This window comes from Vibrio sp. HS-50-1, from assembly GCF_024747315.1.
Classification (GTDB): domain Bacteria; phylum Pseudomonadota; class Gammaproteobacteria; order Enterobacterales; family Vibrionaceae; genus Vibrio; species Vibrio diabolicus.
This window is the reverse complement of the sequence record NZ_JAMPZF010000024.1, coordinates 879,370-894,270: the sequence shown is the minus strand read 5'-3', so window position 1 is coordinate 894,270 and position 14,901 is coordinate 879,370. Positions and strand designations below refer to the sequence as shown.

General features: G+C 43.0%; 8 protein-coding genes. All 8 read left to right on the top strand.

Annotated features, from left to right (window positions below; all coding sequences use genetic code 11):
- Positions 1–170 precede the first annotated feature (170 nt).
- The 8 genes from pepN (at position 171) to NDJ01_RS13670 (ending at position 14,900) form a co-directional block, all read left to right on the top strand.
- Entirely contained in the window at positions 171–2,777 is a 2,607-nt protein-coding gene (gene pepN / locus NDJ01_RS13705; protein ID WP_258586858.1) for an aminopeptidase N, read from the top strand.
- A 64-nt stretch (positions 2,778–2,841) separates the two neighbouring features.
- The gene (locus NDJ01_RS13700) at positions 2,842–3,060 is read left to right on the top strand and encodes a DUF2835 domain-containing protein (RefSeq protein ID WP_046876238.1); all 219 of its coding nucleotides are present in this window, start codon (positions 2,842–2,844) and stop codon (positions 3,058–3,060) included.
- A 201-nt stretch (positions 3,061–3,261) separates the two neighbouring features.
- Entirely contained in the window at positions 3,262–8,103 is a 4,842-nt protein-coding gene (locus NDJ01_RS13695) for an NAD-glutamate dehydrogenase (RefSeq protein ID WP_258586857.1), read from the top strand.
- A gap of 305 nt (positions 8,104–8,408) precedes the next feature.
- Entirely contained in the window at positions 8,409–9,419 is a 1,011-nt protein-coding gene (gene pyrD / locus NDJ01_RS13690) for a quinone-dependent dihydroorotate dehydrogenase (RefSeq protein ID WP_139060263.1), read from the top strand.
- Between the two features lie 168 nt (positions 9,420–9,587).
- Positions 9,588–10,130: a cell division protein ZapC gene (locus NDJ01_RS13685; RefSeq protein ID WP_005396505.1), complete on the top strand. Its 543-nt coding sequence runs from the start codon at positions 9,588–9,590 to the stop codon at positions 10,128–10,130.
- Between the two features lie 488 nt (positions 10,131–10,618).
- A complete protein-coding gene (rlmKL, locus tag NDJ01_RS13680; RefSeq protein ID WP_258586856.1) occupies positions 10,619–12,739 on the top strand; it encodes a bifunctional 23S rRNA (guanine(2069)-N(7))-methyltransferase RlmK/23S rRNA (guanine(2445)-N(2))-methyltransferase RlmL in 2,121 nt (706 codons plus the stop codon).
- Positions 12,740–12,760: 21 nt separating this feature from the next.
- Positions 12,761–13,003, top strand: a complete 243-nt coding sequence (locus NDJ01_RS13675; protein WP_074190119.1) for a glutaredoxin family protein — start codon at positions 12,761–12,763, stop codon at positions 13,001–13,003.
- The gene (locus tag NDJ01_RS13670) at positions 12,981–14,900 is read left to right on the top strand and encodes an ABC transporter ATP-binding protein (protein ID WP_145474017.1); all 1,920 of its coding nucleotides are present in this window, start codon (positions 12,981–12,983) and stop codon (positions 14,898–14,900) included. The genes NDJ01_RS13675 and NDJ01_RS13670 overlap by 23 nt, the downstream gene beginning before the upstream one ends.
- Position 14,901: the final 1 nt, after the last annotated feature.

Here is a 14,901-nt window from a genome sequence, read left to right as displayed (position 1 = left end):
AATGTTAATCAAAAAACGGAGCTAGAGCACTAAAAGCTCCGTTTTTTGATGGAAAGACTTGTATTCTGATACCACAACCCCTACAAATAGCTTATATAGTGATACCAGAACTGCATTTTTGATCATGCAGTCTGGTATTTTTGTTGTTCGACATACAAGGATTTATGCTCATGTCCCAAGCTCCCCAGGCCAAATATCGTAAAGATTATCAAGAGCCATCTCACGCGATTACCGATATCGATCTTACGTTTGATCTTTATGACAATGACACCATCGTTACGGCGATATCAAAGGTTGTTCAAAAAGGCGATATAACAACGCTAGAACTCGATGGCGAAGGGCTTGAGCTACGCGCTGTAAAAGTAAATGGTGAGGATTGGGCTCATCACGAAGTGAAAGAATCATCGCTTGTACTGACCGATCTTCCATCCGAGTTTGAACTTGAAATCGTCACCAAAATTGATCCTGAAGCGAATACAGCACTCGAAGGTTTGTACAAATCAGGCGGCGCATTTTGTACTCAGTGTGAGGCCGAGGGCTTCCGTCGTATTACTTATTACTTAGATCGTCCTGATGTTCTGGCAAAGTACACGACAAAAGTGATCGCAGATAAAACCGCTTATCCATATTTGCTGAGCAATGGTAACCGAATTGCAGAAGGCGATGCAGAGAACGGTCGTCATTGGGTTCAATGGCAGGACCCGCATCCAAAGCCAGCTTACTTGTTTGCTCTTGTCGCAGGGGACTTTGACGTACTGCGTGACAAATACACAACGATGTCAGGTCGCAGTGTTGATTTAGAAATCTTTGTTGATAAAGGTAACTTAGATCGTGCAGGCCATGCGATGACATCGCTGATCAACTCGATGAAGTGGGATGAAGAACGCTTTGGCCTTGAATACGATCTGGATATTTACATGATCGTTGCCGTTGATTTCTTCAATATGGGCGCAATGGAAAACAAAGGCCTAAACATCTTTAACTCAAAGTATGTTCTGGCGAATGACCAAACGGCGACCGATCGTGACTACTTAGGTATCGAAGCTGTGATCGGTCATGAGTATTTTCACAACTGGACTGGCAACCGTGTCACTTGCCGTGACTGGTTCCAACTAAGTCTAAAAGAAGGCTTAACCGTATTCCGTGACCAAGAATTCTCTTCTGACTTAGGCTCTCGCGCAGATAACCGTATCGATAACGTACGTATCATCCGTGGCCCTCAGTTTGCAGAAGATGCAAGTCCAATGTCACATCCAATTCGTCCTGACAAAGTCATTGAGATGAACAACTTCTACACGCTAACAGTGTATGAAAAGGGCAGCGAAGTTATTCGCATGTACCATACACTCCTTGGCGAAGAGGGCTTCCAAAAAGGGATGAAACTTTACTTTGAACGTCACGATGGTACTGCTGCCACATGTGAAGACTTTGTTTCTGCAATGGAAGATGCCACCGGTGTCGATTTAAAACAATTCCGTCTATGGTACAGCCAGTCTGGTACACCGACGCTGCGCGTAAATAGCGAATACAATGCCAATGCAAAAACTTACGCACTAACGGTAGAGCAATTTACGGAGCCAACGCAAGACCAGGCTGAGAAGCAAGCGCTGCACATTCCGTTTGATATCGAGCTGTACGATTCGAAAGGTCGAGTTATCCCGTTGCTGATTAACGGTGAATCTGTTCACAACGTGCTAGATATTAAACAAGATAAGCAAACGTTCGTATTCGAGAATGTCGAAGAACAACCAGTGCCATCTTTGTTGCGTGAATTTTCGGCACCAGTAAAACTAGAATACGACTACAGTGATGATGAATTAGTCTTCTTGATGAAACACGCGACGAATGACTTTGCTCGTTGGGATGCAAGCCAAATGCTATTGGCTAAGTACATTCGTCAGAACGTGAAAAACGTTCAAGCCGGACAAGAAGTATCGCTTTCTGAAGGCGTGATAGATGCGTTCCGTGGTGTGCTATTGGATGAGACGCTTGAGCCAGCTTTCATTGCTCAAGTTTTCTCTTTGCCTTCAATTAATGAGATTACTGGCTGGTACCAGCAAATTGACATCGATGCCGTAGACAAAGTTCTAAACAGCATTACAGTGTCACTTTCCCAAGAGTTAGAAGATGAGCTAAGTGCAACTTATCATACACTGAAGCAAACAGAGTACACGATCGATCATGCTGCGATTGGCAAGCGTGCATTACGTAACCGTTGTCTGCAATACCTAGCACATACGGAAAAAGGTAATGATTTAGTGAAAGCGCAATACGCATCTGCAAATAACATGACAGATACGATTGCAGCGATGAGTGCGGCAAATAGTGCTCAGCTTGAGTGTCGTGAAGCTCTTATGGCAGACTATAGCGATAAATGGAAGCACGATGGTTTGGTTATGGACAAGTGGCTTGCACTTCAAGGTAGCAATCCTGCAGAGGATGCACTTGAAAAAGTAAAAGCAACCATGAACCACGAAGCATTTAGTTTGAAGAACCCGAACCGTACGCGCAGTTTGATTGGCTCGTTCTTAAGTGCTAATCCTGTACGTTTCCATGATAAATCCGGTGCAGGTTACCAATTTGCAGGAGAAATCCTTCGCCAACTTAATGATTCGAACCCACAAGTCGCATCTAGAATGATTGATCCTTTGCTTAAGTTCCGTAAATACGATGAAGGTCGCCAAGCTTTGATCAAAGCAGAACTTGAAAAGCTCAAAGCAATGGATAATCTTGCTAAAGACTTATTCGAAAAAGTGACTAAAGCACTAGACGAATAGTAAACAACACAATAGGGTGGTCATTAAGGCCACCTTATTGTTTATGTCACTTAGTTTTTACTTCATGAACTATTACTACTTCAACCTCAACATTTCATATCAAACGTTTTTATCCCATTATTCTGGCGCGGCAAGTGTTGTTCAAGTCGTCACACATAATGGTTTACGTTTGCAGTTACCCGCCGCACGATTTAGACCATTTCTTAGTCAATTAGGCATTAAAGGCCAGTTTAGACTAACAACTGACCAAAATAATAAGTTTCTTAAGTTAGAAACTCTGTGATGTATTGTATTTGCAGAGAGTTAAATAGGAATCTTAGTCACAGAATCGGACATTTCACCTCTTACCACCACGATTAGTTGTTAAACATTTGTAATTATGCTTTTACAATGGGCACATGCATTACCTATGCTTAGTTTCTAAGGTAACAACCTAGCTACTAAGTCCCCCTACAAAACAACAATTCTAATGTGGAGTGTGAATATGACCGCGCGTGAAAATGTAGTGCCGGTTCTGCTTGAAAAAGTTTACCAACTGATTCAAGACAAACTCGAGCTTTCTCACCAAACGCTTGTAACTAAACTTGCTCAACACTTATTCAGTAACATTGCTGATGATGACCTGATTCAGCGAAACGAATCCGATCTTTATGGTGCTGTCGTCAGCCTTTGGCACCATATCAATGAAAAAAAACCAGAAGAGATTTCGGTACGAGTATTTAACCCGACCGTAAGTCGTCAAGGCTGGCAATCCACACACACAATCGTAGAAATTGTTGTTCCAGATAGTCCATTCTTAGTGGACTCAGTCAAAATGGCTTTAGCGCGTTTGGACCTTGTTTGCCACCTAATGTTAAACAACCCAACACAGATACAGCGTGATAAAAAAGGCCAAGTTACCGACGTAAACGGTGAGGGTGGTGTTCTTCAATCACTGTTCCATATCGAGGTAGACCGCCTTACTAGTAAAGAAGAGATGCAAGCGCTTAAAGAAGAGCTGTTAAAAATTCTATCTGACACTCGTTTAGTCGTTGATGACTGGAAGCAAATGGTTGATAAGCTTAAGCTTGTGACTGATGAACTTGAGAAAAATAAAGATCGTGTTTCTATCCAAACGGATCGTATGGACGAAACGATCGCATTTCTTCGTTGGCTAGAAGATCATAATTTTACCTTTATGGGTTACAAAGATTATGACTTAGAAGAAGTCAATGGTGATACCGAGCTTGTTCCTGCTAAAGAGAAAGGACTTGGTCTATTTGCTGATGACAAGCGCGTCCGTAGCGTCAAGCTATCTGAGCTTTCAGATTCAGCGCGGTTAGAAGCGAAAAAGCCATACGCTCTGATCATCACAAAAGGTAACAAAGCATCTCGTATTCACCGTCCAGCTTATACTGATTACATCGGTATTAAGAAGTTTGATGAAAACGGTAAAGTAATAGGTGAGCATCGCTTTACTGGTCTATATACCTCTGCCGTGTATAACCAAGCGGTACAAAGCATCCCTCTGATCCGTGAAAAAGTGGACCGTATCCTTGAAGCGAGCGGATATCGTCACGGATCGTATTCATACAAAGCATTGCACAATATCTTAGAAAACTACCCACGCGATGAACTACTTCAAGCAAATGAAGAAGAGCTGCTTGAGGTGGGTATGGGTGTTGTACAAATGCAAGATCGTGACCTACTGCGTTTATTTGTTCGTAAGGACCCATTTGGTCGTTTCTTTAGCTGCATGGTTTATGTCACTAAAGATCGTTACAACACAGAGTTACGTCGTCAAACTCAACGCATTCTTAAGCAGTACTTTGGTTGCGAGCAAGAGGTTGAATTTACAACGTTCTTCTCAGAAAGCCCACTAGCGAGAACACATTACATTGTTCGTGTAGACAATAACAACATTGACGTAGACGTGAAAAAGATCGAGCAAAACCTAATGGAAGTTTCTACCTCTTGGGATGACAGACTAAAAGAATCCATCATTGCTAACTTTGGTGAAAGCAAAGGCCTTCCTCTTTCAAAAGAATACATGAGTGCGTTCCCTCGCTCATATAAAGAGGACATGATGCCAGGTTCTGCGGTTGCAGATATTGAACGCTTAGAAGCGTTAAGTGATGATAATAAACTTGGCATGTTGTTCTACCGACCTCAAGAAGAGGGGGCGGATTCAAAAGCTGTTCGCTTGAAGTTATACCACCGCGATGAGCCAATCCATCTTTCTGACGTAATGCCAATGCTTGAAAACCTTGGCTTACGAGTGATCGGTGAATCACCGTATGAGATCGAGAAAAATAACGGACAGACATTCTGGATCCTTGATTTCTCTATGCTGCACAAGAGCGAGAAAACGGTTGATCTTCGTGAGGCTCGTGATCGTTTCCAACAAGCATTTGCCGCAATTTGGGCGGGCAACCTTGAAAGTGATGGTTTTAACCGATTGGTACTAGGTGCGTCGCTATCTGGGCGTGAGATTTCCATTCTTCGTGCTTATGCTCGATACATGCGCCAAGTCGGTTTCCCATTCAGTCAACAATACATCGAAGACACGCTAAGCCACTACCCAGACTTAGCAACAGGTCTAGTCAAGCTGTTCACCAAGCGATTCGATCCGAAACACAAAGGCAGTGAAAAAGGCCAAAACGATCTGATTAAAAAGCTAACAGAGCAGTTGGATCGTGTAGAGAGCTTGGATGATGATCGTATTATTCGTCGTTACATCGACATGATCATGGCGACACTTCGTACTAACTACTATCAATTGGACGAAAGCAAGCAACCTAAGCCTTGGTTATCTTTGAAAATGAAACCGAGCGATATTCCAGAGATTCCGCAGCCTGTACCCGCGTTCGAGATCTTTGTGTACGCACCAGATATTGAGGGTGTTCACCTTCGTGGCGGAAAAGTGGCTCGTGGTGGTTTACGTTGGTCAGACCGTCAAGAAGATTTCCGTACAGAGATTCTTGGTCTCGTAAAAGCTCAGCAAGTTAAGAACACCGTTATCGTACCTGTGGGTGCAAAAGGCGGCTTTGTTTGTAAACGCCAGCCATCTCTCACAACCCGTGATGAGATCTTTGCTGAAGGCCAACGTTGTTACAAACGATTTATTCGTGCGCTACTTGATGTATCGGATAACATCATTGAAGGTGAAGTTGTGCCACCACAGAACGTTGTGCGCCATGACGAAGATGACCCATACCTAGTAGTGGCGGCAGATAAAGGCACAGCAACATTCTCAGACCTAGCGAACTCTGTTTCTGCAGAGTACAACTTCTGGTTAGGTGACGCATTCGCTTCAGGTGGTTCTAATGGTTACGACCACAAAGCGATGGGTATCACTGCAAAAGGTGGTTGGGAATCTGTTAAGCGTCACTTCCGTGAAATGGGCATCAACTGCCAGACTACTGATTTTACCGCAATCGGCGTAGGTGATATGGCAGGTGACGTGTTCGGTAACGGTATGCTGTTATCGAAGCATATTCGATTGCAAGCTGCCTTTAACCACATGCACATCTTTATTGATCCAAATCCAGATTCAGCCACCAGCTGGGAAGAGCGTAACCGCTTGTTTAATCTGCCAAGATCAAGCTGGGAAGATTACAATAAAGATTTGATCTCTCAAGGTGGTGGTATCTTCTCTCGTCATTCAAAATCGATCCAATTGACACCAGAAATTCAGAAAATGTTAGGGACTAAGAAAGCATCTTTAGCGCCTAATGATCTGATTAAGATGATCTTGAAAATGAAAGTCGATCTGCTTTGGAATGGTGGTATCGGCACTTACGTTAAAGCCTCGACAGAAACTCATACGGATGTTGGTGACCGTGCTAACGACATGCTACGCATTGACGGTCGTGACTTAAGAGCAAAAGTGGTTGGCGAAGGCGGTAACTTGGGTATGACTCAGCTTGGTCGTATTGAATACGCACTGACTGGCGGCCGAGTGAACACAGACTTCGTTGATAACGTGGGTGGCGTTGACTGTTCGGATAATGAAGTCAACATCAAGATCTTCCTTAATGGACTGGTTTCAAATGGCGATCTTACGGTTAAGCAACGTAACCAAATTCTAGAGTCTATGGAAGACGAAGTGGGTGAAATTGTCTTAGATGATGCTTACCGTCAATCTGAGTCGATCTCCGTTACTGAACAGCAAGGTGTTGGCATTGTTAAGGAACAAATTCGATTCATCCATACCATGGAAAAAGCAGGGTACTTGGATCGTGCTCTCGAATACATCCCTGATGATGAAACGCTAATCGAGCGTGAAAAACAGGGACTAGGTCTGACTCGCCCTGAGCTATCAGTGTTAGTTGCCTACGGTAAAATGGTACTTAAACAGCAACTTGTTACGGATGAAATCGCGAATGATGAATTCCATGCGAAACAGCTTGTTGAATATTTCCCAAGTGCGTTACGACGTAACTATAAAGATCAAATGGTTAATCACCCACTGCGAGCTGAAATTATCGCTACAGCATTGGCTAACCAGATGGTTAATGAAATGGGCTGTAACTTCGTCACTCGTTTGCAAGAAGAAACCGGTGCAAGTGTTGTCGATATTGCTAACGCATACAGTGCGGCTAGAGAAATCTTTGATTTAGAAGCAATCCTCAAGCAAACTCGCAAACTTGATAACGTTGCGACAGCGCAAGCTCAATACGAAATTATGTTTTACGTGCGCCGAGCACTGCGTCGAATTGCACGCTGGTTGCTTCGTAACCGTAGCGGCAAATGCACGGTCGGTGAGTTGATTGCTATCTACAAGCAAGATGTCAATGTTATCACTGAAACCCTAGACACTATGTTAGTTGAGTCTGAAGTTGAAGAACACAATGAGTTGGCTCAAGGTTGGATAGAGAAAGGGGTTGAAGAGAAACTTGCACATCAAGTTGCCCGCTTATCAAGCTTACAATCTGCACTGGATATTTCATCAGTGGCGAGTGAAACAGGTAAAACGGTTGAGCAAGCATCGAAGCTCTACTTTAACTTAGGTGACCGTTTGTCGTTACACTGGTTCTTGAAGCAAATTAACAGCCAAGCCGTTGATAATAACTGGCAGGCACTGGCAAGAGCTGCATTCCGAGAAGATCTGGACTGGCAACAACGTCAACTTACGGCTCAGGTATTAAATTGCGGCTGTGCAACGGAAGAGCTAGACGTGATGAAAGCGTTAGAAGATTGGATGGAAACTAACGAGCAATCACTGCACCGTTGGGAAAGCATCTTGAATGAGTTCAAAGTTGGCTCTGTCCACGAATTTGCTAAGTTTTCTGTAGCACTTCGAGAATTAGTACTCTTGAATCTCAACTGTTCGTCGAAAGAGTAGATGAGCTAGTCAAATTGTAAGTAAAAGCCTCGTTATTTAGCGAGGCTTTTTTGTTGCTCATCGTTTCTACTATAGTGCGGGTGAGTTACAGCGTTGGGAAGTTAAAATAGGCTGAAATCGATTGCTTTAGGGTGGTTAGTTATAAATTTTATTGTTGAAATCTTACTCTAATTGTTTGTTTTATATTTGAAAATATTAGAAAGATATAGGTTTTTACTTAATACATTCATTTTCATTGAATTACGATGAAAAACAGTAAATAATATTGTCCCGTTTATACGGGGCTTTTTTCTTTCGGAGGCACAATGCTTTACCGTCTAGCCAGAACTGGCTTTTTCCAACTCGATGCCGAGAAGGCACACGATCTTGCAATCAAGAACTTCCAACGCTTTAACGGCACACCACTTGATCTCTTTTACCGCCAACAATTACCAACTCGTCCAGTTGAGTGTATGGGACTAACATTCCGTAACCCAGTAGGTCTTGCGGCTGGCTTAGATAAAAACGGTGAATGCATTGAAGCATTTGATGCCATGGGCTTTGGCTTTGTCGAAGTTGGCACAGTAACACCTCGTCCGCAACCAGGGAATGATAAACCACGCTTATTTCGCTTAGTCGAAGCTGAAGGTATCATCAATCGCATGGGCTTTAACAACCTAGGCGTTGATAATTTGGTCGAGAATGTAAAGCAAGCAAAATTCAGCTGTGTTCTCGGAATTAATATTGGTAAAAACAAAGACACACCAATTGAGAAAGGGGCAGAGGACTACCTGATTTGTATGGAGAAAGTGTATGAGTACGCAGGCTACATTGCGGTTAATATCTCATCACCAAACACTCCGGGTCTTCGTTCACTTCAATATGGTGAAGCGCTTGATGAACTACTTTCTGAATTAAAAGCGAAACAAGCAGAACTGTCAGAGAAGTACAACAAATACGTCCCGCTAGCATTAAAAATTGCGCCTGATTTGAGTGACGAAGAAATCTGCCAAATCTGCGATTCTTTATTGAAAAACAATATAGATGGTGTGATCGCGACTAACACAACTCTGGATCGCACGATCGTAGAAGGGATGAAACACGCCAATGAGGCCGGTGGTTTAAGTGGTCGCCCTGTGCAATCACGCTCTACGGAAGTTGTACGTAAGCTTCATGAAGAGCTAGGAGACAAACTTCCAATTATCGGTGTTGGTGGTGTGGATTCCTATGTTGCAGCCAAAGAAAAGCTGATGGCAGGCGCTAAACTTGTTCAAGTCTACACCGGCTTTATTTACCACGGCCCAGGCCTAGTACGTGATATTGTTAAGAATCTTTAACATACACATCAAAAACCACTGAAAAATCAGTAGCTATTACATAAAAAAGAGGACTTTGTTTCCTCTTTTTTTTTATCCGTTCGTTTGTAAAATTTAAAAATCACGAGTAGGTAATTAAGCGTCTTACCTCTTTACCACTGATTTAACTAGTCAAGAGAGAACGGAATAATGCTTAAACCCAGCGACAAATGGAATTGGTATTTTGACGAGCAAAAAGCTTGCTTAATGCTGGATCTGGGGGAGGAAATGATTTTCCAAACCAATTTATCCCGAAAATTGTTGGTTAACTGTGCCTTCTCAAACAATGAATTTACCGTTGATGACGCCAGTGCATTCCAAACGTTTAATGAACGTATTCGATGCCTCGATATCAGCGAATACCGCCAAGCTGAGTTAACACTGTATTGTGTTGCAGCAAAGCGCTTTCATAAACCTGTACAGCCTAAAAGCTGGTTCTTTGACGCACAGTCCTCAGGTTACGAGCCTGAAGAAGGGGACATGGTCTTTCTAACAAACCAATATTCTGATGGCATGTTCATCGTGTTAGAACCAGGCGAGACGTCGAGCTTATGTGCTTATGTTAACCAAGAAGCGTTTGTGCTTGATGGCAATAAGGCGCTTCAGTTTGGGCAGCCGATTAAAGTAATGCATGACCGCATGGCTTGTGCAAATCACCTCTTTGCAATAACCCCTATGGCAATGGTGGGGTAAACCTGTTTAATTTTTTCTTTATTTCGTTCCTTTGTTTGCATTAGTCGACCTCGTTAGGTCGATTTTTTTTGTCCTTTCCTTTGATACTAGAGCCCCATCAGCCATGAAACTGTATGTTTTCTATGCATGCAAACATGAAGCTGGTCACTTTTATTTTACTTATTTCAATCTGATGACTCCCTTAACTAGGCAATCTAGCGCTTAAAATGACCCCATTTATTCCCCTATAAGGCAAAAATGTAAGTAACTTACATCAATAACTATGTCCTGGTATATACCAAAATCAATGTAAATAAGTATTCACTTCTTGCCAAGGGAACAAAATTTCGTTCGTGAATAAAAAACACTCAAATTAAAGATGTTGAAAGTTTCAGATCATTTTGTTGGTGATGATTTGAACTAACAGGTGGGGAAATTCCTTTAAAAACGAGGCATTGATCGTAAAGTCAGGTATAATTGAAGCCATTTTTTATCAGCGAAAGAACACTATGAATCAATATCTCGCGGTAACTTCAAATGGCATGGAAAATTTGCTTGTTGAAGAACTGACTAAACTAGGCATTGAAAATGCGAAACCAGTACAGGCAGGCGTAAAATTTAAAGCGACAAACGAACAGGTTTATCGCTGTTGTTTGTGGAGCCGTTTAGCGTCTCGATTTGTACGTGTTTTATCTGAGTTCACGTGTAACAACGACATGGACTTGTATTTATCTACATCTGCTATTAACTGGGTTAACCAATTTCATAGCTCTAAACGTTTTGTTGTGGACTTTAACGGCACAAACCGTGAGATCAGAAATAGCCAGTACGGTGCGATGAAAGTCAAAGATGGCATCGTAGATTGCTTTGAAAATAAAGGTTTGCCGCGTCCCAACATCAGTAAAGAACGCCCAGATGTTCGTATTCACGTTCGTTTGCATAAAGATAAAGCGTTGCTTGGGATAGATATGGTAGGCAGTGGTTTGCATCAACGTGGCTACCGACCAGAATCGGGTCGTGCCCCGTTACGTGAAACGCTTGCTTCTGCGATTATCATGCGTTGTAGCTGGGATGGGCATCAACCATTACTCGATCCAATGTGCGGTTCTGGTACTTTGCTTATTGAAGCTGCGATGATGGCTGCCAACATGGCTCCTGGCGTTAAGCGAAAGCAATGGGGTTTCGAAGTGTTGGAAGACTTTGAACCAGAGACTTGGGCAGAGATTAAATCAGAGGCTAATGTTCAAGCTAGACGAGGTGTCAAGAAAGTTGACGCTAAGTTTTTTGGCTTCGATAACGACCCTAAAGTATTAAAAGTTGCTCAAGAAAACGCGCGCAGAGCAGGCGTTGAAGAATTGATTGAGTTCGCACAAGGTGATGCTGCAACCATTACTCGTCCTGCAGGATTCGAACACGGTGTTATCGTTTCAAACCCACCTTACGGTGAACGTCTAGGAACTGAGCCGGGGCTAATTGCGCTCTACACCGCATTTGGTGGACAGCTAAAATCTGAGTTTGGTGGATGCAAAGCCTCTATCTTCTCGAGTTCAGACGAGCTGCTGAGCTGTCTTCGTATGCGTGCTGATAAACAATTTAAATTGAATAATGGTGCGTTACCTTGTCACCAAAAGAACTACAGTATTGCAGAGCGCAGTGCTGATGAAGTGAAGGGTGCTGATACTAATGTTCAAATCGCACCAGATTTTTCAAATCGTTTAAAGAAAAACATTGGCAAGATTGGCAAGTGGGCTCGTAAAGAGAAGCTTGATTGCTACCGAATCTATGACGCTGACCTTCCTGAATATAATGTGGCGATAGACGTATACTGCGATCAAATCGTAATTCAAGAGTATGCTGCGCCAAAAAACATTCCAGAAGAAAAAGCAAAACGACGCCTAACGGATATTATTCGTGCAACGATTCAGGTGACAGGTGTCGAAGCGAACAAAGTTGTACTTAAAGTTCGTGAAAAGCAGAAGGGTCGCAGCCAATACCAAAAATTAGGTCAGGTATCAGAGACGCTTGAAGTAAACGAGTACGGTGTGAAGCTGATCGTAAACCTTCATGACTACCTAGACACTGGCTTGTTCTTGGATCATAAGATCACTCGTCGTCGCTTAGGTGAAATGGCGCAAGGTAAAGATTTCTTAAACTTGTTTGCATATACTGGGAGTGCGACGGTTCACGCAGCGGTTGGTGGCGCTCGTTCCACAACGACTATTGATATGTCAAATACCTACTTGAACTGGGCGAAAGACAATATGCAGCTTAACGGCTGTGTAGGACGTCAGCATCGCTATGAACAAGCAGACTGTTTGCAATGGCTAGAAAACGCGAAAGGTGAGTACGACTTGATCTTTATTGATCCACCTACGTTCTCTAACTCTAAGCGTATGGAAACATCATTCGACGTACAACGTGACCACATTAAACTGATGAAGAATCTTAAACGTTTACTAAGAAGTGAAGGCACTATCGTATTCTCTAATAACAAGCGCCACTTCAAGATGGATGAAGAGTCGCTGGCCGAACTTGGTTTGAAGGCTCAGAATATTTCTTCTCAAACGTTACCATTAGATTTTGCGCGTAATAAACAGATTCATAACTGTTGGCTAGTAACGCACGCGTAGTATAAACAAAAGGATTAATACGTGCTGATATTGTATAGCACGGAGGGATGCCATCTTTGTGAGATGGCATTTGCTCTAGTAGACCAAATTGGTTTGGCCGAGCAAACAGATATCATTGATATTGCGTTCGATGATGCACTGTTTTCTCGTTACGGCGTCACAATACCCGTATTAAAGTATCAAGATTCTGAGTTGAACTGGCCGTTTGACTTAGAACAACTCACACATTGGTTGGATAATAATGGCATTACTTACCATTCATAACGCACAACTTGCATTTGGTGACCACCCATTGCTGGACAAAGCGGAGTTCGCTCTTCAAGAAAACGAACGCGTTTGTTTAGTGGGTCGCAACGGAGCAGGTAAGTCCACGTTAATGAAAGTGCTTGCCGGCGACATTTTGTTGGACGACGGCAAGATTCAAATCACTCAAGACGTCGTTGTTTCTCGACTTGAACAAGATCCACCGCGTAATCAAGAGGGTACGGTTTACGAATACGTATCTGGCGGTTTGGCTGAAATCGGCGAACAACTGAAGATCTATCACGATCTTCTCGATCTTGTTGCTCAAGACCCGAGTGAGAAAAACATCAACCGTTTAGCCAAGGTTCAAGAGCAGCTTGACCATTCTAATGCTTGGCGTTTTGATGACCGTGTCAAGAACGTACTTGGTGCTTTAAAACTAAGCCCAGAAACCAAACTAACCGATTTATCCGGTGGCTGGCAGCGTAAAGCTGCTTTGGCTCGCGCGCTGGTTTGTGACCCTGATGTATTGCTTCTTGATGAGCCAACAAACCATCTTGATGTAACAACTATCGAATGGTTAGAGAACTTCTTAAAAGACTTCAAAGGCTCGATCATCTTTATTTCTCACGACCGTGCGTTCATCAAATCAATGGCAACACGCATTGTTGATTTAGATCGCGGGCAATTAGCTTCTTTCCCTGGTGATTACGACAACTACCTAGAAGAAAAAGAAGAGATGCTCCGCGTTGAAGAAATGCAGAATGCTGAATTCGACAAAAAGCTTGCTCAAGAGGAAGTTTGGATTCGGCAGGGCATTAAAGCACGCCGAACTCGAAATGAAGGTCGTGTACGCGCATTGAAGAAACTTCGTGAAGAGCGTCGCGATCGCCGGGATGTCCAAGGCAAAGTTAACCTTAATATCGATGATGCTTCACGTTCAGGGAAAATTGTATTTGAAGCAGAAAACATATCTTTTGCTTACGAAGGCAAGACAATCGTCGACAACTTTAGCTTTAACATTATGCGCGGTGACCGTATTGCACTTATCGGACCAAATGGCTGCGGTAAGAGTACGGTACTTAAATTGCTATTAGGGCAATTGGAAGCGCAGTCTGGTCGTTTACACTGCGGAACAAAATTAGAAGTCGCGTACTTTGATCAGTACCGAGAGATTTTGGATCCAGAAAAGACAGTGATCGATAACTTAGCGGATGGGAAACAAGAAGTAATGGTTGGGGGACGTCAGCGTCATGCGCTGAGTTATCTTCAAGACTTCTTATTTGCACCTAAGCGCGCAAGGACTCCGGTTAAGGCACTCTCTGGTGGTGAGAAAAACCGATTACTGCTAGCTCGTATCTTGTTGAAACCAAACAACTTACTTATTCTTGATGAACCAACCAACGATTTGGATATCGAAACGTTGGAACTTTTAGAAGAAATGCTTGCCAACTATCAGGGCACGTTGCTTTTAGTTAGCCACGACCGAGAGTTTGTTGATAATACCGTTACCACAAGCTGGATCTTCGAAGGAAACGGAGTGATTGAAGAGTTTGTTGGTGGTTATCACGATGCAAGACAGCAGCGTGAGCAGGTATTGGCGGTTCGTCAAGCGGTTGAAAAGCCAGCGAAAAAAGAAAAAGTGGTTGAGGAAACTCCCAAAACAACTCAACCTAAGAACAACTCGAAGAAGTTATCGTATAAGCTGCAAAGAGAATTAGAAGCTCTACCAGCTAAACTAGAACAATTAGAGTCGGATATCGAGAGCCTTCAGGAGCAAGTGAACGATCCAGAGTTCTTTGCTAAACCTGTAGAGCAAACTCAGCCGGTATTGGAACAGCTTGCTGCACTAGAGCAGGAGTTGGAAATCGCATTCGAGAGATGGGAAGAACTCGAAGCAATGCAACAGGATAGTTAAG

Coding starts and splice junctions, on each gene's coding strand:
- NDJ01_RS13670 (WP_145474017.1), top strand. CDS start 12,981: ATGGCATTACTTACCATTCATAACGCACAACTTGCATTTGGTGACCAC.
- NDJ01_RS13700 (WP_046876238.1), top strand. CDS start 2,842: ATGAACTATTACTACTTCAACCTCAACATTTCATATCAAACGTTTTTA.
- NDJ01_RS13685 (WP_005396505.1), top strand. CDS start 9,588: ATGCTTAAACCCAGCGACAAATGGAATTGGTATTTTGACGAGCAAAAA.
- pyrD (WP_139060263.1), top strand. CDS start 8,409: ATGCTTTACCGTCTAGCCAGAACTGGCTTTTTCCAACTCGATGCCGAG.
- rlmKL (WP_258586856.1), top strand. CDS start 10,619: ATGAATCAATATCTCGCGGTAACTTCAAATGGCATGGAAAATTTGCTT.
- pepN (WP_258586858.1), top strand. CDS start 171: ATGTCCCAAGCTCCCCAGGCCAAATATCGTAAAGATTATCAAGAGCCA.
- NDJ01_RS13695 (WP_258586857.1), top strand. CDS start 3,262: ATGACCGCGCGTGAAAATGTAGTGCCGGTTCTGCTTGAAAAAGTTTAC.